This window comes from Thiomicrospira cyclica ALM1, from assembly GCF_000214825.1.
Lineage (GTDB): Bacteria > Pseudomonadota > Gammaproteobacteria > Thiomicrospirales > Thiomicrospiraceae > Thiomicrospira > Thiomicrospira cyclica.
In genome coordinates, this window is sequence record NC_015581.1 from 15,055 (window position 1) to 34,125 (window position 19,071).

General features: G+C 47.9%; 17 protein-coding genes. 8 read left to right on the forward strand and 9 right to left on the reverse strand.

The window, feature by feature from the left end; all coding sequences use genetic code 11:
• Positions 1-52 precede the first annotated feature (52 nt).
• Genes ovoA through THICY_RS00105 form a run of 3 tightly spaced genes read left to right on the forward strand, consistent with a single transcriptional unit; the run spans position 53 to position 4,235 of the window.
• Complete coding sequence (ovoA, locus tag THICY_RS00095; RefSeq protein WP_013834582.1) at positions 53-2,197, forward strand: 5-histidylcysteine sulfoxide synthase; 2,145 nt, start codon at positions 53-55, stop codon at positions 2,195-2,197.
• Positions 2,179-3,441, forward strand: coding sequence for a pyridoxal phosphate-dependent aminotransferase (locus tag THICY_RS00100; RefSeq protein WP_013834583.1), 1,263 nt, complete (start codon positions 2,179-2,181; stop codon positions 3,439-3,441). Before ovoA ends, THICY_RS00100 begins: the two co-directional genes overlap by 19 nt.
• Complete coding sequence (locus tag THICY_RS00105) at positions 3,438-4,235, forward strand: SDR family NAD(P)-dependent oxidoreductase (protein WP_013834584.1); 798 nt, start codon at positions 3,438-3,440, stop codon at positions 4,233-4,235. Before THICY_RS00100 ends, THICY_RS00105 begins: the two co-directional genes overlap by 4 nt.
• A gap of 34 nt (positions 4,236-4,269) precedes the next feature.
• On the opposite strand, the gene adk is transcribed toward THICY_RS00105, so the two are convergent.
• The 3 genes from adk to THICY_RS00120 all read right to left on the reverse strand — a co-directional run bounded on the left by adk (position 4,270) and on the right by THICY_RS00120 (position 7,702).
• Complete coding sequence (adk, locus tag THICY_RS00110; RefSeq protein ID WP_013834585.1) at positions 4,270-4,917, reverse strand: adenylate kinase; 648 nt, start codon at positions 4,915-4,917, stop codon at positions 4,270-4,272.
• A gap of 17 nt (positions 4,918-4,934) precedes the next feature.
• Positions 4,935-7,334 carry a penicillin-binding protein 1A gene (locus THICY_RS00115; protein WP_013834586.1) on the reverse strand — a complete coding sequence of 800 codons (2,400 nt, stop codon included), beginning with the start codon at positions 7,332-7,334 and terminating at the stop codon, positions 4,935-4,937.
• A 137-nt stretch (positions 7,335-7,471) separates the two neighbouring features.
• A complete protein-coding gene (locus tag THICY_RS00120) occupies positions 7,472-7,702 on the reverse strand; it encodes a hypothetical protein (RefSeq protein ID WP_013834587.1) in 231 nt (76 codons plus the stop codon).
• Positions 7,703-7,921: 219 nt separating this feature from the next.
• On the opposite strand from THICY_RS00120, the gene rph reads away from it, so the two are divergent.
• From rph to THICY_RS00140, 4 genes are read left to right on the forward strand one after another with little or no spacing between them, the layout of a single operon-like run.
• Complete coding sequence (rph, locus tag THICY_RS00125) at positions 7,922-8,659, forward strand: ribonuclease PH (protein WP_013834588.1); 738 nt, start codon at positions 7,922-7,924, stop codon at positions 8,657-8,659.
• Positions 8,656-9,246 (forward strand): RdgB/HAM1 family non-canonical purine NTP pyrophosphatase, encoded by a 591-nt coding sequence (rdgB, locus tag THICY_RS00130; RefSeq protein WP_013834589.1) that lies wholly within the window; start codon positions 8,656-8,658, stop codon positions 9,244-9,246. The genes rph and rdgB overlap by 4 nt, the downstream gene beginning before the upstream one ends.
• A 16-nt stretch (positions 9,247-9,262) precedes the next feature.
• Positions 9,263-10,513: a radical SAM family heme chaperone HemW gene (gene hemW / locus THICY_RS00135; RefSeq protein ID WP_013834590.1), complete on the forward strand. Its 1,251-nt coding sequence runs from the start codon at positions 9,263-9,265 to the stop codon at positions 10,511-10,513.
• A gap of 29 nt (positions 10,514-10,542) precedes the next feature.
• The gene (locus THICY_RS00140) at positions 10,543-12,297 is read left to right on the forward strand and encodes an AsmA family protein (RefSeq protein WP_013834591.1); all 1,755 of its coding nucleotides are present in this window, start codon (positions 10,543-10,545) and stop codon (positions 12,295-12,297) included.
• Between the two features lie 42 nt (positions 12,298-12,339).
• Here THICY_RS00140 and THICY_RS00145 read toward each other — a convergent pair whose 3' ends face one another.
• Positions 12,340-13,671: a DEAD/DEAH box helicase gene (locus THICY_RS00145; protein ID WP_013834592.1), complete on the reverse strand. Its 1,332-nt coding sequence runs from the start codon at positions 13,669-13,671 to the stop codon at positions 12,340-12,342.
• A gap of 192 nt (positions 13,672-13,863) precedes the next feature.
• On the opposite strand from THICY_RS00145, the gene THICY_RS00150 reads away from it, so the two are divergent.
• On the forward strand, positions 13,864-14,382 hold the full coding sequence (locus THICY_RS00150; protein WP_013834593.1) for a hypothetical protein: 519 nt from the start codon (positions 13,864-13,866) through the stop codon (positions 14,380-14,382).
• A 52-nt stretch (positions 14,383-14,434) separates the two neighbouring features.
• Here the strand turns inward: THICY_RS00150 and THICY_RS00155 are convergent, their stop codons facing one another.
• From THICY_RS00155 to typA, 5 genes are all read right to left on the reverse strand, one after another.
• Positions 14,435-15,082 carry a hypothetical protein gene (locus THICY_RS00155; RefSeq protein ID WP_013834594.1) on the reverse strand — a complete coding sequence of 216 codons (648 nt, stop codon included), beginning with the start codon at positions 15,080-15,082 and terminating at the stop codon, positions 14,435-14,437.
• Positions 15,083-15,094: 12 nt separating this feature from the next.
• Positions 15,095-15,697, reverse strand: coding sequence for a hypothetical protein (locus tag THICY_RS00160; protein WP_013834595.1), 603 nt, complete (start codon positions 15,695-15,697; stop codon positions 15,095-15,097).
• A gap of 25 nt (positions 15,698-15,722) precedes the next feature.
• The gene (locus THICY_RS00165; RefSeq protein WP_013834596.1) at positions 15,723-16,079 is read right to left on the reverse strand and encodes an Hpt domain-containing protein; all 357 of its coding nucleotides are present in this window, start codon (positions 16,077-16,079) and stop codon (positions 15,723-15,725) included.
• Positions 16,080-16,242: 163 nt separating this feature from the next.
• Complete coding sequence (pip, locus tag THICY_RS00170) at positions 16,243-17,187, reverse strand: prolyl aminopeptidase (RefSeq protein ID WP_013834597.1); 945 nt, start codon at positions 17,185-17,187, stop codon at positions 16,243-16,245.
• Positions 17,188-17,195: 8 nt separating this feature from the next.
• Complete coding sequence (gene typA, locus THICY_RS00175) at positions 17,196-19,019, reverse strand: translational GTPase TypA (protein ID WP_013834598.1); 1,824 nt, start codon at positions 19,017-19,019, stop codon at positions 17,196-17,198.
• Positions 19,020-19,071 lie beyond the last annotated feature (52 nt).

Genomic DNA, 19,071 nt, shown 5'->3' on the forward strand with positions numbered 1-19,071 from the left:
TATAACTTCATCGTTACAATAACAAAAATTTCGTATATAAGGAAATACTGTAATGCAGATGTCTAACAGCCTAATCAGCCAACCGGTTTTTCTTAATCAGGGTGACGTGGAAGAAAAGCGTGCCGAAATTAAAGCCTATTTCAACCAAACCTGGGAAAATTACGAAACACTATTCGAAACCCTGGTCAGCGATGATACTTTCTATTTACGCCCTTGCTCTTTGCGCCATCCATTGATTTTCTATTTTGGCCATACCGCGACCTTTTTTACCAACAAACTGGTGCTAGCCAAACTATTACCCCAGCGCATTAATCCGACCATTGAATCCATGTGTGCGATTGGTGTTGATGAAATGTCGTGGGATGATTTAAACGATGCCCATTACGACTGGCCGAGTGTGTCCGCGGTGCGAGAATACCGGAATCAGGTCAAAGCTGCGGTGAATCACTTAATTGACACGGTGGCTTTTAGTCTGCCAATTGATTGGCAAAGCCCGATGTGGCCAATTATGATGGGTATTGAGCATGAGCGCATTCATTTAGAAACCTCGTCGGTGTTGATTCGCCAGTTACCGATTGAGCAGGTTAAGCCACATCCGCTGTTTCCAGTGTGTCAGGATCAAAGCGTCGATGCGCCTCATAATCGGCTGCTTAATGTGCCAGCAGGTCTGGTGAAGGTGCAACACCAAGACCCAGCACCACACTATGGTTGGGATAATGAATATGGTCAGCATCAGGCGGATGTAACTGCATTTAAAGCCAGTGAATACCTGGTTTCTAACTTGGAATTCCTAGAGTTTGTTGAAGCCGGTGGCTACGAAACTGCCGAGTTTTGGGATGAAGAGGGCGATCGTTGGCGCCGGTTTAGTCCGGTAAAACATCCCAGTTTTTGGATGCGCAAAACCGAAGGCAAACAGCAGGCCTGGTATTTACGCTGCATGACCAATGAAATTCCAATGCCTTGGTCTTGGCCAGCCGAAGTGAATCATTTAGAGGCCGCGGCTTTTTGCCGTTGGAAAGCGGCCCAAACCGGTTTGCCGATTCGTTTGCCGTCGGAAGATGAATACCTGCGCTTGCGCGATCATACCCATGCGCAACAACGCCTTGAACAAGCCAATATTAATTTACAGTTAGCGGCGTCTTCTTGCCCGGTAACGCGCTGTCAGCAGGGTGAGTTTTATGATGTGATTGGTAATGTGTGGCAGTGGACCGAAACGCCGATTCACCCGTTTGAAGGCTTTAAGGTGCATCCGCTTTATGACGATTTCACCACCCCCACTTTTGATAACAAGCACAACATTATTAAAGGCGGCTCGTGGATTTCGACCGGCAATGAAATTAACGGCAGCTCGCGCTATGCTTTCCGCCGCCATTTTTTCCAGCACGCGGGTTTCCGTTATATTGCATCAGATGCGCCGGTGCAAAAAGTATTTTCCACCTATGAAACCGATAGTGCGGTGGCTCAGTATTGCGAATTCCATTTTGGTGACGAGTATTTTGGCGTGGCCAATTTTGCCAAAGCTTATGCCGATTTAGCCATAGGTTATGCTCAAACCGATCCGGATTTAGCCCAGCGTAGCAATCTAAAGGTATTAGAGGTGGGTTGTTCTGTTGGTCGTGCCAGTTTTGAGCTGGCCAAGCACTTTGAGCAGGTGGTCGGTTTGGACTTTTCGGCCCGGTTTATTAATGTGGCTAACCAATTCCAAACCACTGGGCAGTTGCGTTATACCATCCCGATTGAGGGTGAGATTATGGACTTTAAAGAAACGACCTTGGCACAATTAGGTTTAGCGGACGTTGCGGGGCGTTGTGAATTTTTACAGCAGGATGCCACCAACATGAAGTCGATTTTTAGTGGCTATGACATGATTGTGGCCATGAATCTGATAGATCGCTTGTATGAGCCAAAGCGGTTTTTAAATGATGTAGCCGGGCGTTTAAATAACGGTGGTTTATTAATGCTGGGTTCACCCTATACTTGGCTAGAAGAATTTACCCAAAAAGCCCATTGGCTTGGCGGCTATAAAGATGCGCAATCGGGTGAAAACGTGACTACGCTGGAAACTCTGCACGCCTTGTTGGCGGAATCCTTTGAACCAGTCGGTGCGCCACAAGACTTGCCGTTTGTGATTCGCGAAACCGCGCGTAAATATCAACATACTGTGAGCCAAGTGACCCTGTGGAAGAAGAAAGTCTAAACGCCGAATTAAGGGCAGATTTAATAGCGAACTATATTCGGGACTTTTTTACCCAGTCGATTGATCGAACCGGCACGGGAGCAGAAAAGTACGAGTTGTGTGAAAGCTTGTTTGGGCGCGCAGACGTGTTGCCTATGTGGGTGGCCGACCAGGATTTGCCAACGCCGCCGTTTGTGATTGCAGCTTTAGAGCGGCGCTTGCGTCATCCGATCTTAGGCTACACCCACACCTCCGATGCTTTGTGCGCCAGCGTGGTGAATTGGCAAGGGCAATATGGCTATCAGTGTCAACCTGAGGATTTGGTGTTTACCCACAACGTGGCGAATGGCCTGTTTTTAGCGGTGCAAGCGCTCAGTCGAGAGGGTGAGGGTGTGGTGATTATGCCGCCGATTTATCCCCCGTTTGCGCAAGCGATAAGCCGCAACAACCGCCATGTTGTTGCTGTACCTTTGTTGTATCAACCTGGCGCAACGGATTATCGTTTTGACTTAGCAGGCCTGGCACAAGCTTTTAAGCGCGAGGATGTGCGCTTATGTTTGTTGTGTCACCCGCATAATCCCAGTGGTCGGGTTTGGACCCGAACCGAGTTAACGCAATTGGCCGAGTTAGCGCTAGCGCATAATGTAATACTGGTGTCTGATGAAATTCACGGCGATTTAACTTTGCCGCCGAATTCGCATTGCCCTTTGGCGAGTTTAAGTCCTGCGGTGGCACAACACACCGTGACGCTAAGTTCACCCGGTAAAACTTTTAATCTAGCAGGCCTGCAAATTGGTTATGTGATTGCGGCTAACCCAGCGCACCGATCGGCGCTACAAGCGGCAGCGGCAAGGGTCAAAATTGATGAGTTGAATCTATTTGCGATGGTGGCTACCCAAGCGGCTTATAGCAAGGACGGTTTGATTTGGCGTGATGCCCTATGTCAGCATATTCAAAATAATATTGCGCACATTACTCATGTTTTTGCCGAGATGGCTCCGGCGGTGCGGGTTGTGCAACCGCAAGCCTCTTATTTGGTATGGTTAGATTTTAATCCTTTGATACCGCAGGTTTTTGCTGATCATGCCGCGTTGCAGGCCTGGTTAATTAACGATGCTAGGCTGGGTTTGAATGATGGCTTAAACTATGGTGAGGTAGGGCGTGGCTTTATGCGCATTAATCTTGCCGTACCACCAGCGACGCTAGAGCATGCCTGCTTACAACTGCGACAAGCGTTTGCTCAATTGTATAAGGATGTGCTATGAATCAAACACGATACCCAGAGCTCGCAGGTAAGCGGGTATGGATAACTGGTTCGTCCAGTGGCATTGGTGCCGGAATGGCGAAAATACTGGCACAACAAGGGTGTAAGCTGGTGTTGCACTACTGCCGAAATGAAACCGGCGTACAGCAAACCTTACAAACTGTGGCGGAATTGGGCGCCGAGGTGGAAGTGGTGTGGGGTGATTTTGCTGACTATGCCAGTTTAGAAAACGTATTTCACCAGGCCTGGTCGGCGTTTGATGGCTTGGATGTATTAATTAATAACGCTGGTATTGTTACGAAATCCACCGCATTAAATGATAACACCGGCGCGGCCTTTAACCGCACGATAGCGATTAACTTACAAGCCCCTTATCGATTGAGTACCGCGTTTGCCAAAGCCTGTATCGACGCCAAGCAACCGGGCGTAATTATTAATAACTCCAGTATTCATGGTCAGCAAACCTGTGAGTGGTTTAGTGCCTATGCCGCCTCAAAAGCCGGTTTGGATGCGATGATGAAAGTTATGGCGGTTGAGTGGGGGCCAAAGGGTATTCGAGTCAATAGTTTGGCGCCGGGGGTGGTGCCAGTTGAACGTACTGCGAAAATTTTAGCCGAACCTAAAATGGCCGCTACCTGGACCAAAACTATGCCGCTGCAGCGTTTTGGTCATGTTGATGATATGGGTTGGGCGACGGCATTTTTAATCAGCGATTCGGCGGCTTGGATGACCGGTTCGGTATTAACGGTCGATGGTGGTTTAATTGCCAGAGGCGGCTACCCAGCTCGAGAGTGAGCTGGGTTTCCTCGGTTTGAGGTGGGCGATTATTTTAAGCTAACTGGCTTAAAATTTTATTTTGAACCTGGTCAATCGGCTGGGTGCCATCGACTTTAATATAGTGCAATGCCTCGTTTTTGACGGCAGCAGCTTGGTAGTAATCAACCAAGGGTGCCGTTTGCTGATGATAGACTTTTAAGCGGTCTAGTACCACCTTTGGCTTATCGTCATCGCGCTGAATTAAGGGTTCGCCGGTTTGGTCATCACAGTCGACCACTTTCGGTGGGTTATAAACGATATGGTAGGTGCGACCTGACGGTGCATGACAGCGACGACCTGACATACGTTCAACAATAATCTCATCGGCGACATCAATTTCAACTACCGCATCAATGGCCACACCGGCTTCCGCAAGTGCATCGGCTTGCGGTACGGTGCGTGGAAAACCATCCAATAAAAAGCCATTGGCACAATCCGCTTGGGTAATGCGCTCTTTAACTAGGCCAATAATAACCTCGTCGGTAACCAGCTTGCCTTGATCCATAAAAGATTTTGCCAACTTACCCAACTCAGTTCCTTGCGCAATGGCCGCACGTAACATATCTCCGGTTGAAATTTGTGGAATGCTGAAGTGTTGGGTTAAAAACTGTGCTTGGGTACCTTTGCCGGCACCGGGTGCGCCTAATAAAATTAACTTCATGGTTTTGTCCTAATTAATTATTGGAATAATTCTCGGGTTAAGTCCCGTAAATTGTTGGGACGTATGACCGGGATCTCCGGTGCTTGGTCGGGATAAAATAGCTCAAAGTATGCGCCAGGGGTGTCGGCGGGCACCGTTTGACCAGTACTGCGGTCGATCGGCACATATACTAAGCCTTCGGGTTGTAAAAAGGGAATATTGGGTGAATCGGCCACGGCGTGACGCATATAGTCAATCCAAATGGGCAATGCCGCGCGACCGGCGGTTTCACGACGGCCTAAGCCGGAGGGTTGATCGTTACCGACCCAGACACTGGTGACAACGTCCGGGTTATAGCCCACAAACCAGGCATCAAATTGTTGGTTGGTAGTACCGGTTTTGCCGGCTAGGTCCTTACGATTAAGGGCGGCGGCTTGGCGGCCGGTGCCCTGGGCAATGACATCTTGCAGAATCGAAGTAATCATAAAGGCGTTTTGCTTGCTAATCGCGCGCGGGGCAATGCCGGGATCACGTTCATCACATTGTAGACCACAGGCTTGCAAAGGGTTAGCTTGGTAAATGACCTGACCATTAAAATCGCGTACTTCACGCACAAAATAGGGCTCGATAAGCGAGCCACCATTGGCAAATACCGCATAGGCACGGGCGGCTTCGAGTGGCGTAAATTGAGCGGAACCCAATGCCAGTGACAAATTGCGGTGACGGTTGAGTTCCGCCAAATCAAAACCAAATCGCTGTGAGTGGTTAATAATCGGTGCAACACCGACTTCTTGTAACAGTCGAATAGGTACCAAATTACGTGAGTGGATTAAGGCTTCACGAACGCGAGTGGGGCCATAGAACCGACCGGTATAGTTTTCTGGGCGCCATATATCTTCTAGCGCGGCATCGTGAAACACCACCGGCGCGTCATTAATCACGGTGGCAGCGGTAATACCCAGCTCAAACGCCCCGGAATAAAGGAAGGGTTTATAGGCCGAACCCAGCTGACGTTTGGCTTGTGTGACGCGGTTAAAGCGACTTTTGAAGAAATCAAAACCACCGACCAGCGCGATAATTTCGCCATTACGCGGGTTGATTGACACCAGTGCGGCCTCGGCACGCGGGTTTTGCGCTAACAGCCATTGATTGTCTGAGCTTTGAGTTAGATAGACCAAGTCACCCGCTTGAAAAATTTGATCCAGCTGAGTAGGGGCGGGGCCCAGTCGGTCCAAGCCGCGATCCGCTCGAGCCCAGTTAGCTTGGTTAAACGTAAGTGCAATCACATCGCCATTACGTAGTTGCAGTTTTGCTTCGCTGTCATTGACCGCCATGACTAAGCCAAGGCGTAAGCCTCCGGGCTGAGGGTATTCGCGCATCAGGGCCTGGATAGCGTCCGCGTCATCGAGCAGGCTAGGGTCGAGCTGAGCGACATGACCTCGATAACCATGGCGTCGATCGTATTCTAGCAAGCCGGAACGTAACGCCGCATTGGCGTGATCTTGATGGTTACTGCGAATTGTGGTTCGAATGGTCAGGCCTTGTTCAAGAGCGGTTTCACCAAAGCGTTCTAAAGCAAATTGACGTGCCATTTCAGCAATATAACCGGCTTCGGTTTCAATGCGTACACCGGTTAAGGTCACTTCAATAGGTTGTGCAAGGGCGGTAGTAAATTGGTCTTGAGTAATATAGCCAAGTTCGTGCATACGGCGCAGAACATAGTTACGGCGAAGGGTAGCACGGGCCGGATTCGCAATTGGGTTAAATGCCGAAGGGGCTTTAGGCAGGCCTGCTATCATCGCAAACTCATGAATATCAAGCTCATGGATTGGTTTGCCATAATAAGTTTGTGCCGCAGCGGCTACGCCATAGGAGCGATGACCCAAGAAAATTTGGTTGAGATACAAGGCCATAATTTCTTGTTTAGTGAGGGTTTGTTCAATTTTGAGCGAAAGGATAATTTCATGAAACTTACGTTCAAAGGAGCGGTCACGGGTTAAGAAGAAATTACGAGCCACTTGCATGGTAATGGTTGAGCCGCCGGATTGAATGCTTCCGGTTGATATTAGTTCGTAGGTTGCACGTGCAATGCCTTTGAAATCGATGCCAAAATGTTGATAAAAACGGTCATCCTCAGCAGAAATAATCGCTTGAATCATACGAATAGGAATTTCGGGGTATTCCAGCGGAATGCGGCGCTTTTCGCCAATTTCAGTGATGACTTTGCCATCGCTGGTTTCAATGCGTAACGGAACCTGATAGCTGACATTTTTTAAACTATTCGGGTCAGGCAGTTTTTGGTAGAGATAGCCTGCATAGGTAGCTACCAGTAGCGTTAGTAACAAGCCGGCATAGATTGGCCATAAAAATAAACGCCTTAGCCAGCGCCTTTTCGGCAGAGGGGTAGGAGCGGGGCGTTTTGCAATCGGTCTTGACATAACAGTCTGAGCGCTATCTTATAAAAAAAATTAATACGGTCGTATATTATAACCGGATACTAGATAACAAAAAACGGGAAGTCTTAAGAAAAGACTCCCCGTTTTACTTTCAGGTACAGCAAAAAATACGATTAAGATTAAGAGCGCTTTTTGTACCGACCGGTTTTGATATCGCTATACATCATAAATAGGTTGCCGCCGATGATAAAAGCTGCCGCAGCAAGAACACCAAATACACCGATGCCAATTAGCAAAGATTGTGGCAAAATGTTGAAATAAATGCCCATAAAGATAGCGAATGGCATTACAAACATGACGACAAATCCGATTAGGAAATTAATGATATTTTTAGTTGTAGAGTCTTTCATTGTTGCCTCGAAATTTTAGTATGTAAGTCGGTCTCAAAGTGTTTTCGAACACTAATGTATAAATTTTGATGCAATATACCGCCATTTTTAATAACTTACAAATAAAAGCATTTTATCGCTAATTCGAAAAATCGACCGGTTTGTCCTGTAGGACCATTGATTTCGTTTATAATAGCGCCATTTTAATTAATGCAAAATTGACCTTGCTAAAGGATTGGCATGCGACCCAGTGGACGAGCCGCTCATGTTATGCGTAACATTTCATTTACCCCTGATTTTACCTGTCATGCTGAAGGTTCAGTGTTAGTAGCCTGTGGTAATACTCAGGTGCTGTGTAATGTCAGTGTGGAAAATTCAGTGCCGCCTTTTTTGAAAGGTCAGGGCCAGGGTTGGATTACCGCGGAATACGGGATGTTGCCGCGTTCAACTCATACCAGAATGCGCCGAGAAGTGACCGCGGGTAAGGCGTCAGGGCGTACCCAAGAGATTCAACGCTTGATTGGACGAAGTTTGCGCGCGAGCGTGGATTTAACCGCTTTAGGCGAGCGCACGCTCACGATTGATTGCGATGTGTTGCAGGCCGATGGTGGCACGCGTACGGCGGCGATTAGTGGTGCTTATGTGGCACTGGTTATGGCACTGGCCCGTTTACAAGCGCGTGGCGAGTTGGTAACTAACCCAATTCGTCATGCCATTGCGGCAATTTCGGTCGGTGTTGTGCAAGGCGAAGCCGTGGTGGATTTAGATTATGCTGAAGATTCGCAAGCCGATACGGATATGAATTTAGTGATGACGGCAAGTGGTGAATGCATTGAAGTACAAGGTACCGCCGAACAACAACCTTTTAATCTGCCGCAACTTAATGCGATGTTAACACTAGGCCAGCAGGCGATTGAGCAGATTGCTACGGCCCAACAAACCGCGCTTGCCCAATGGCGTCAACAGGCAGGCCTATGATGAGCACCTTGGTTTTAGCCTCCAATAATGCCGGTAAAATTGCCGAACTGACCGCTTTATTACCTGGGCGAGATGTGCGCCCGCAAGGGGACTATTTTAGTGAAGAGGCGGTGGAAACCGGCCATAGCTTCATTGAAAATGCACTTATCAAAGCACGTTATGCCGCAAGCCGTACCGGTTTACCCGCGATTGCCGATGATTCGGGTTTAGAAGTCACAGCATTGAACGGCGAACCGGGGATTTTCTCGGCGCGTTATGCGGGTCGGGGCGCAAATGATACCCAAAATCTCTATAAGCTACTTGAGATGATGCATGATGTACCCGATGGCGAGCGCCAAGCGAGTTATTTTTGTGCGATGGTCGTGGTACGTCATGCGCAAGACCCGACGCCTTTGATTGGTCTAGGTCGCTGGCACGGTGAAATTTTACGCCGGCCAGAAGGCACGGGTGGCTTTGGTTATGATCCGGTGTTCTATTTGCCGAAATGGCAGTGTACCGCGGCGCAATTGTCAGCCGAGGTCAAAAACCAGCATAGTCATCGCGCCCAAGCGTTAAAAGCCCTCGTTACTCAGCTTTCGGTTGAATAACGGAGCGTATGTCGTCATGGATAGCGTGGCAGACTACCCAATCGCTGCTTCAGGTGCATGGGTTTTTAGCCCACATATCCCGTTAAGTCTGTATATTCATTATCCCTGGTGTGTGCAAAAGTGTCCCTATTGCGATTTTAATTCCCACCAAGCGAAAACAGACTTGGTCGCACAAGAGCGGCTTTATTTAGACGCGGTGATTGCCCAGTTAACCGCCAGCTTGCCACTGATATGGGGACGCCCCATCCAGTCGATTTTTTTTGGTGGCGGTACACCGAGTTTAATGTCGGCGCAAGGCTTTACGCACTTAATGGCTCAGATTCGCCAACTTTTGCCACTGACCGCTGGTTGTGAAATCACCCTTGAGGCTAATCCGGGTACGGTTGATCAAGCGAAGTTTGCAGCGTTTTTTGCGGCGGGTGTTAATCGTTTATCCATCGGCATTCAAAGTTTTAACCCAGAGCACCTGGTGGCGCTGGGTCGTATTCACGACGAGCAGCAGGCCTGGTCGGCGATTGAGACAGCGAAGTCGGTCGGTTTTGAGCGGATTAATCTCGATTTAATGTATGGCTTGCCTCATCAAACCCTCGCCCAAGCCCTCGATGATTTGGATCAGGCCTTAGCGGCTGACACGGGGCATATTTCACACTATCAATTAACCTTAGAACCCAACACTCCCTTTTATCGCCAACCACCGCCTTTGCCGGACGAGGATTATTGCTGGGACATGCAAGAAGCCTGTCAAGCCAAGTTGGCTGGTGCCGGTTATCAGCATTATGAAGTATCGGCCTATGCCAAGCCGCAACAGGCCTGCCAACATAACCTGAATTATTGGCAATATGGTGACTATTTGGGTTTGGGGGCGGGAGCGCATGGAAAGCTCACCTTTGTGAATGAGCAAACCATTTGGCGTTCGCAGATGCCAAGTTCGCCAGGGAGTTTTATTCGCGATGTCGAACAAGCACAGCAAGCAGGCCTGGCGATGCAAGACCCAAAGCAACTGGGACGCTGGTGGCAAGTTGAACCGGAAGAACGCCTGTTTGAATTTATGCTAAATGGGTTAAGATTACAGCAAGGGTTTGATCTGTCATTGATCAGCGAGCGTACTGGTTTAGTGGCGGATCATTGGGAGGCGCAACTCAACCAGTTGGCGCAAGAGGGGTGGTTAACTCTATCACCGGCAGACGTAGCTATTACAGCTCGCAGGTTAAATCTCACCGAACAAGGCAACCGTTATTTGAACAGTTTATTGGCCCAATGGGTTTAGATGGGTTTCACTAAGGCAAGGAGTAGGCTATGTCCGTAGCAGACGCAACATCTTCATCATCTGAGTCGCCGACACCGAAAGCAAGGCCATCGCGTCACCCAGTTGTCCGATGGTTAAAAGCCATTGCGATAATGGTCGCGACCTTGATAGTGTTTGTAGTGGCCGCGTTTTATATTGCCTTGCATTTGATTGACTTTAATAAGTATCAGCCGTTAATCGCTAATGAATTACAGCAAAAATTCGGCATTGAGGCGGAGTTTAACGGTGACATACGTGCACAAAAATGGCCATTTGCGATGCAGGCCGAACAGCTGACTTTGCAGGGTGAGTGGCAAGATTATTGGTGGCAAGCGGATATTGAATCGGTGACCATCAAATTGTCACTGGGTGATTTGGTGCGTCAGCAACAAGCCAATCCTGTGGGTATTAATTGGCAGGTCAGTGGCTTACGTTGGGGTGTGCTCGGCCAAGAGCAATCCATCGCCGAAATAACGCAGTGGCAGGGTAGCGCCGGTATTAGCCAACAGCATAACCAGGCCTGGTTGGTCGAGATGCAATTTTATTTGGCGAGCAAGCTACAGCAGATGCAGATTAATCCTTTGGTGTATGACCTTGATGCTCAGACGCTAAGTTGGCGAGAACTTATTTGGCAACAAGACCATCAAGCGGAAAACGTTATGACGGCGCAAGCTGCGTTTAGCTGGCAGTCAGAGTTTCATTGGGACCTCAGCGCACAACTGATTAACTTTAATCCGCGTGAATTGACTGAGGTGTTCGGCGCTCATTGGCCAAATTTTGTGGCCGCTGATGCGTTTACGCAGGTAAGTGGTGAGGTTGCCACGCAGGGCTCGGCTCAGGACTGGTCACTAGCCATGAGCCCGTTAACACTCGATCAAACCCAGATAAGGGGTCAGATTGCGTTTAAAGATCAAATTCATCTCCAGGTTGGTTTGGATATCGACCAATTGAGTATGGATTTTTATCGAGCCCATTCGACCTTGCGCGAGGGCGAAACCTATTTACCTATTGCGGTGCCGGTAACGACCTTGCGACAAACTCCGCTTCAAGGCGAGCTTAATTTAGCGCAACTCACTCTTTGGGGTGCCGATTACCATGCAATTTATGCCAGCTTGCAAGGCGAGGCTGGTGTCGTAAATCTAAACCCATTACGCTTGGATTTATATCAAGGCTACTGGGCGGGTGATATGCAAATTGATGTAACGGGCGAAACGCCCGCATTTGCACTCAAATGGCGCTGGCAAGATGTGGCACTGGGTGATTGGTTAAGCGCGATGGTCGATTATAAAGACTTATCCGGCAAGCTAGGGGGCGAGGGGCGCTTGCAGACGGCCGGCTCTAATGAGCAGGCGCTTAAATATAATGCGCAAGGCGAGTTTGAATTACAGTTGTTTGACGGCACCTATCGCGGTTTGGATTTAAATCGCTTGCTGATGGCACAAATTCCGCAAGCTGGCGATACCACGGTATTTGAGCAGCTCACGGTGAGCGGTCGAATAGTCGATGGTGTTATGACGGTACGGCCGGTTAAGCTGGCCTCAACCAATTTTGACATCAGCGGTCGTGCACAAGTTCATTTACCAACAAGCCTAATGCGGGGACAACTGGTTTTGGATTATAGGAAACCTCCAACTCCGCTTGGCTTTTTAGAAGGCGCCAAACTACCGGTTGAGGTTGATGGACCATTGCTGGCCCCGCGTTGGTTTATTGATAGTCGCGAGGTGTTGCGGCACAATAATCTGCTCGACCTCTTTACGGGACAGTAACGGCCGGTATTTTATAACAGACCGTTCGTTGCGAGCGGCGGATTAGCGACTTGGCCAACGCCCGCGTTTGGCGGGTGCTTTGGTGGCCGAAGCCGAGTCACTGCCTTTGTTGCCTTGACTACCAGAACGTCCACCTCGACCGCCAGGTTTGCCGGCACCCGTGCGACCATTAGCAGGCCTGCTGCTGGCGGCAGGTTTGGATCGTCTTGGTTTGCGATCCAAAGAGGTTTCAGGCACAGAGTGATTCGGTTCAAAACCATCCTCAAACCGACGTGGTAACAGCTTGCCCGTTAAGTGTTCAATCGCGGCTAATAATTCGACTTCATCAGCACTCACCAACGACAAGGCCTCACCTTTTGAGCCGGCACGACCGGTACGACCGATACGGTGCACATAGTCTTCAGCCACATTTGGCAAATCAATATTAATCACATGGGGTAATAGGTCGATATCAATGCCACGTGCGGCAATATCGGTGGCGACCAGTACGCGAATTTTATTGGCTTTAAAGTCGGCTAATGCTTTGGTACGAGCGCCCTGGCTTTTATTACCGTGTAAGGCAGCGGCTGGAATGCCCGCACTGATCAGTTTTTCACAAATACGATTGGCGCCGTGTTTGGTTTTTGAGAAGGCTAGGACCTGTTGCCAGTTTTGCGAGGCGACTAAATGAATCAGTAACTCGGTTTTTCTGGCTTTATCCACTGGAATCACGGTTTGTAACACTAACTCCGTGGTGGTGTTAGGCGGGGTAACTGAAACTTGTTTCGGTGCGTTTAAAAACTGTTGGGCTAATTGCTTAATTGAGTCAGAAAAGGTCGCCGAAAACATCAGGGTTTGACGTTTTTTGGGCAATAGCTTGGCGATACGTTTTAAATCGTGGATAAAGCCCATGTCGAGCATCCGATCGGCTTCATCTAGTACCAACACTTCAAGCTGATCAAATTTAACCGCATTTTGCTGATGCAAGTCTAATAAACGCCCCGGCGTCGCGACCAATACATCCAGTCCACGACGTAACTTCATCATTTGTGGATTAATACTTACGCCACCAAAGACCACGCCAGCGCGCAAAGGTAAATGCTGGCCATAGTTGACCACGCTTTCATGGACCTGGGCCGCCAGTTCACGAGTAGGCGTTAAAATGAGGGCGCGCACTTGATTGGGCTTGGCGGCATCACCGCTTTGTAAGCGATGGAGCAGCGGCAGAGTAAAGCCAGCGGTTTTACCGGTACCGGTTTGGGCGGCGGCCATGAGGTCCTCGCCAGCCAACACTAACGGAATGGCGGCTTGTTGAATCGCGGTGGGTTGGGTGTAACCTTCATCCGCAATAGCTTGTACTAAGGCTGGATGCAAAGCGAGTTGATCAAATGTCATACTTAAGACCTATAATTGAAGCGATCTGAAGTGCATGCAAACCAAACCGCGATGAAAAGAGTGCCAAGGATACCCGATTTTGACCTAAAAAGCGTAAGATAAATGCACAGTGCGGTGTTTGAAGTCTTCAATAGACTTTCAGCTTGCCTGGCAGTTGCTGAAAATCACATAATTATTTTGGGAGATACTCGGATGAAAGCGATTAAAACAGGTTTATTGGCCTTGAGCTTGGGTGTAACAACCAGCTTATCTGCTCAGGCGTTTACGGTAGAGTTGGGCGATCCGACTTGGGATGGACAAAAAATTCCGGCAGGTATGCAGTGTCAAAAATTTGGTGGCGAAGGTCCACGCTCACCAGCTTTAATGCTCAGTGATATTCCTGCCGACACGAACTTGATTATGTTCGAGTACAGTGATCGTAGCTTTGAACCAATGGATAACGGTGGCCATGGTCGTTTTGGTTATGCGTTAAACGAGCCGGGTGATAATATTTGGGTCGAGCATGTACCGGGTCACAGCTTTGAGTTACCGAAAGGCTTCTTCTTAATTGAGCCGCATCGTAATCCAAGCTGGGATATTGCCGGTGCCTATATGCCGCCTTGTTCAGGCGGACGCAATAACGAGTATTATGTGACAGTGACCGCGGTTAAGTTTGATGGGGTGAGCATGGAAAAACTCGCTACGAAGGTATTAGAGTTAGGTCGTTATTAAGTTGTAACGCGTTTATTAACCACCCTAGCTTAGCGGTAATCAGCTACCAGTTTTAGCTATTAGCTGGGGTCGGTTTAAAACGTAATATGTCATTACTGCCCTCAAGCAACAACAGCTCCAATCCTTTTTCTGGAAAATACCAATAGGCAATACCATCCTCATCGGTGCGAATCGCCGCTGGCTCGCCAAAGCGTTTTTCAATCGCTTCGGCGGTTAGACGACGGCGCGGTACCATGTTGATTTCACCAATTGGATAATTAAATAAATCTAAGGTGTCTTGGCTGTTAAGTAAAACTTCACGCGCGCCCTGTTTTGATACGGTAATACGAGCACCGCGAGCAAAATAGGTGTCAAGCTGTTCTGGGGTTAAATTGAGTTTTGCGACCAGTGCGGTATGAATCGTGCCCACATAGGCCGAGTGCAGATAGGCTTCTGCCGAACGCTTGCCACTCGGCAGTTCAAATAATTTCACTTCGATATCTCGACCATAAAGTTGGCTAACCTCACGAAGCGTCGATTCGTTCAAGGTGATTCCAAGGGCATTCACCTGGCCCAGTTCATTAACGGTAGCATTCCAGGGTAAGATAGCGGGATCGTAGTCACGCCCTTGCGGAACGATATTAAGCAATATCAAAAACATTGCCACCGAGATAATAATGACCCAAGTGACCGGGCGGAGGTTTTTTAGCCAGTTGATCATGGGTGCGTAGACCTATTTTTGCTCGTTATCATCGGGTTTTTTTTGACCTGGATCACGATCGTTATATTCCCCTAATTCGGTATTCGCAGTTTCGCTACGCGGTACAAAGTTAGCCATTTTTTTATCCACAACTCCTTTGCCTGCGTCATAGACCGAAATACCGGTTTGGAGGAAGGTAATTAAAACGGTAAAAAATACAATCGCACCTCCAAAGAACATCGTGATGATCTGAAAAATAGGCGTCGAGCTACCGTCTTCAGCGAAATTGTTCATTGTCATGCCGCTAGGCGTTATCCAGTCTAGAAGCAGATAAATTGAGACAACAAAAATAGCTGTGGCATAGCTGATAATGAGTAAACGACCACGGCGCCATGCCAGCATCCAATGGGCACTAACAAACCAAGTGTCATCGCGCATTTTTTGATAGGCTTTATAGCGAATAAAACTTAATACCGCGATCGAAACCAGGGGTACCAAAATAAACATCAGCATATTGCCGGTGGTTTTTAATATCGACAAGGACAAAAATAAATGCACCAATATGATGTTTAGATTATAAATATGATGAGGATTTTTCGCGCGTTGCGCTTCATCATCCTGAACCTGATATTGCATATGCCTCAACCTGTTATGTAAATCACTAAAAATTTTCTATTATAAATTCTTCTATACGTGCGTTGATTGATTCTTCGTCTTTTATCAGTTGACTATTTAACGCTTCCAGTTCAATGAAATCGGCTTGATTTTTGGCGGCCTGTTCAAGCTGATTGCAGTCATTAGAAAACTTTACAAAACCTAGATTCGAACTACTGCCTTTTAGTAAATGTGCCAAATTTTGAATTTTTTCAAGATCTCCAGTCTTAACGGCCCGTTTGAGCTTAGTCAGCGTTCTTGGAGTTTGATAGCAATAGCTTACCAATATTGGCTTTAATTCATTTCCTAACAAAGACTTAAGGGAGTCAAGTGTTTCAAATGACTCAATATTAGGCGCACTCAATGTAAAGTTCCTTTCGGCTTTAATTTAAAAGGATTCTACACGGTTTCTTTCATTTTTCAAAAATTCTACCAGGACATGGCTATAGCAAAATAATTGCCGTTTAATGATGTCATGAATTCAATTTTTTTTTTAGTTAAAAAGGTTAAATTTTAATAAAGAGCTTTTAGCGCAAATTATCTGTTGCGGTGATTAATGCGTGAGTTATTTCAGGCTCAAAAGCAGAGTGGCCGCTTTGTGGGCAGATGACTAGCTCAGCCTGTGGCCAGGCCTGGTGTAAAGCATAGGCTTGGGCGATGGGACACACCACGTCATAGCGTCCATGAATTAAAAACGCAGGAACATTAGGTAATTTGTAAACATCGTCTAGGAGTTGATTTTTACGCAAAAACGACTTGTGCATAAAGTAGTGGCACTCAATGCGTGCCATGGCTAGCGCATGGTGTGGGTCGGCAAAGTGAGCCACAATATCTGGGTTGCTGACCAGTGTTGAGGTGCGCCCCTCCCAGACAGACCAAGCTTCTGCTGCGCGCATTCTTGCTAACTCGTCATTACCGGTAAGTTGTTGATAATATGCGGAAATTAGTGAGTTATGCTGGTCTGATGGAATCGGTGCAAGAAAGTCTTGCCAGTAGTCTGGGAATAACGCATTTGCGCCTTGTTGGTAAAACCAATGGGTGTCTTCATTGCGACATAGGAAGATACCACGCAGAATGAAACCCAGTACATGCTGTGGATAAGTCTGTGCGTAAGCCAGTGATAAGGTCGAGCCCCAAGAGCCGCCAAATAACACCCATTGTTCAATGCCTAGGTGTTGACGCAAAGCGTCCATATCCGCAATGAGATGGTGGGTCGTGTTGTGCGCTAGACTGGCATGGGGAGTCGACCGTCCCGAGCCCCGCTGATCAAATAAGATAATCCGATAACTCGAGGGATCAAAAAATTGACGATGGACGGGCGAGCAACCGCCGCCAGGACCACCGTGGACAAACAAAACCGGCTTGCCTTGCGGATTGCCAGATTGCTCATAGTAAATCTGGTGCCCGTCACCAACAGACAGCGATGTCTGTTGATAAGGTTCAATGGGCGGGTAGAGCCGTCGTAAGCTCATATTCTTTGTTAGTCAGATTTGCTACGGCTGTGACGCTTACGATCGTTTTCTGTGAGATATTTTTTACGAATACGCACGGAGAGTGGTGTGACCTCTACCAATTCGTCGTCATCAATAAACTCAAGCGCTTGTTCTAAGGTAAAACGCACTGGAGGTGTAAGGACAATCGCTTCATCTGTACCAGAGGCACGCATATTAGTTAATTGCTTACCTTTAAGTGGGTTAACAGTTAAATCATTTTCTCGGCTATGCAATCCGATGATTTGACCTTCGTATACTTCATCGCCGTGCCCAATAAATAGCCGGCCACGCTCTTGTAAGTTAAACAAAGCAAATCCAAGCGCTTTGCCGGTACTCATCGCAATCAATACACCACGAGTACGTTCGCCAACGCTACCAATAAATTTGGCGCCATAATGTGAAAAGCTGCTAAAAATCAGACCATTGCCTTGTGTTGCGGTCAAAAATTCACTGCGATAGCCAATCAAGCCACGTGACGGAATGGTGAAGTCGATACGCACACGACCTTGGCCATCTGGAATCATGTCTGACATGATTGCTTTACGCATACCCAGCTGCTCCATAACAGTGCCTTGGTTTTCTTCAGGCACATCTACGGTAAGGGTTTCATAGGGTTCACACACTTCGCCATCAATTTCACGGAAGATAACTTCCGGGCGGGATACCCCTAATTCAAAACCTTCGCGGCGCATGTTTTCGATCAATACCGAAAGATGCAATTCTCCTCGGCCAGATACGCGGAATTTATTGGCATCTTCGGTGTCCTCAACTCTTAGTGCTACGTTGGTGAGCAACTCTTTATCTAAACGCTCACGGATTTGACGGGAGGTTAGTAACTTACCTTCCTGGCCAACAAAAGGAGACGTGTTAACTTGGAAAGTCATACTCACTGTAGGTTGGTCTACGGTTAGCGCTGGCAAGGCTTCTGGGTGGTTTGGATCACAAAGCGTGTCTGAGATATTTAATGGATCAAGGCCACTAAACGCGACGATGTCACCCGCATGCGCTTCAGAAATATTGACGCGGTCAAGACCTTTAAAGCCAAACAGCTCAGCAATTTTGGCATTACGTTTCTTACCATCTTTATCGACTACCGCAACTGACATACCAGATTGCACGGCACCGCGTTTAATACGGCCAGTACCAATAACGCCTTTGTAGGTGTCATAAGCGAGTGAAATACATTGCAACTGGAAGGGACCGCCTAGATCGACATCAGGTGCCGGCACTTTTTCAACAATAGTTTCAAAAATGGGGTTCATGTCACCAGAACGTACATCAGCATCATAACCGGCGTACCCATTGAACCCTGATGCAAACAAAATAGGGAAGTCCATTTGTTCATCGGTGGCACCAAGACGATCGAACAAGTCAAAGGTCTGGTCTACAACCCAGTCAGGACGTGCCGCGTCACGGTCAACCTTGTTAACAACAACAATCGGCTTTAAGCCTTGTTGCAGGGCTTTCTGGGTTACGAAACGGGTTTGTGGCATCGGGCCTTCAACCGCATCAACCAACAATAATACCGAATCCACCATCGATAGAATACGTTCTACTTCACCACCAAAATCCGCGTGACCTGGTGTATCAACGATATTGATACGATATCCGTTCCAATCTACTGCCGTGTTTTTAGACAAGATAGTGATGCCGCGCTCTTTTTCTTGATCGTTCGAGTCCATGACGCGTTCGCCTTGATCTTTGCGTTCGTCAAGGGTGCCAGACTGGCGTAGGAGTTTGTCAACAAGGGTGGTTTTGCCGTGGTCAACGTGGGCGATAATGGCGATATTACGGATATGATCGGTGGACATGATAAGCCTTACAGTGAAACATTAAAAAAATCGCATTATACTGTAATTTTGG

What these genes read in the sequence shown, in the direction of transcription:
- pip (WP_013834597.1), bottom strand. Translation starts at nt 17,187, where the DNA reads ATGAGCTTACGACGGCTCTACCCGCCCATTGAACCTTATCAACAGACA.
- typA (WP_013834598.1), bottom strand. Translation starts at nt 19,019, where the DNA reads ATGTCCACCGATCATATCCGTAATATCGCCATTATCGCCCACGTTGAC.
- THICY_RS00155 (WP_013834594.1), bottom strand. Translation starts at nt 15,082, where the DNA reads ATGATCAACTGGCTAAAAAACCTCCGCCCGGTCACTTGGGTCATTATT.
- THICY_RS00105 (WP_013834584.1), top strand. Translation starts at nt 3,438, where the DNA reads ATGAATCAAACACGATACCCAGAGCTCGCAGGTAAGCGGGTATGGATA.
- THICY_RS00160 (WP_013834595.1), bottom strand. Translation starts at nt 15,697, where the DNA reads ATGCAATATCAGGTTCAGGATGATGAAGCGCAACGCGCGAAAAATCCT.
- THICY_RS00120 (WP_013834587.1), bottom strand. Translation starts at nt 7,702, where the DNA reads ATGAAAGACTCTACAACTAAAAATATCATTAATTTCCTAATCGGATTT.
- rph (WP_013834588.1), top strand. Translation starts at nt 7,922, where the DNA reads ATGCGACCCAGTGGACGAGCCGCTCATGTTATGCGTAACATTTCATTT.
- rdgB (WP_013834589.1), top strand. Translation starts at nt 8,656, where the DNA reads ATGATGAGCACCTTGGTTTTAGCCTCCAATAATGCCGGTAAAATTGCC.
- THICY_RS00145 (WP_013834592.1), bottom strand. Translation starts at nt 13,671, where the DNA reads ATGACATTTGATCAACTCGCTTTGCATCCAGCCTTAGTACAAGCTATT.
- hemW (WP_013834590.1), top strand. Translation starts at nt 9,263, where the DNA reads ATGGATAGCGTGGCAGACTACCCAATCGCTGCTTCAGGTGCATGGGTT.
- THICY_RS00150 (WP_013834593.1), top strand. Translation starts at nt 13,864, where the DNA reads ATGAAAGCGATTAAAACAGGTTTATTGGCCTTGAGCTTGGGTGTAACA.
- ovoA (WP_013834582.1), top strand. Translation starts at nt 53, where the DNA reads ATGCAGATGTCTAACAGCCTAATCAGCCAACCGGTTTTTCTTAATCAG.
- THICY_RS00140 (WP_013834591.1), top strand. Translation starts at nt 10,543, where the DNA reads ATGTCCGTAGCAGACGCAACATCTTCATCATCTGAGTCGCCGACACCG.
- THICY_RS00115 (WP_013834586.1), bottom strand. Translation starts at nt 7,334, where the DNA reads ATGTCAAGACCGATTGCAAAACGCCCCGCTCCTACCCCTCTGCCGAAA.
- adk (WP_013834585.1), bottom strand. Translation starts at nt 4,917, where the DNA reads ATGAAGTTAATTTTATTAGGCGCACCCGGTGCCGGCAAAGGTACCCAA.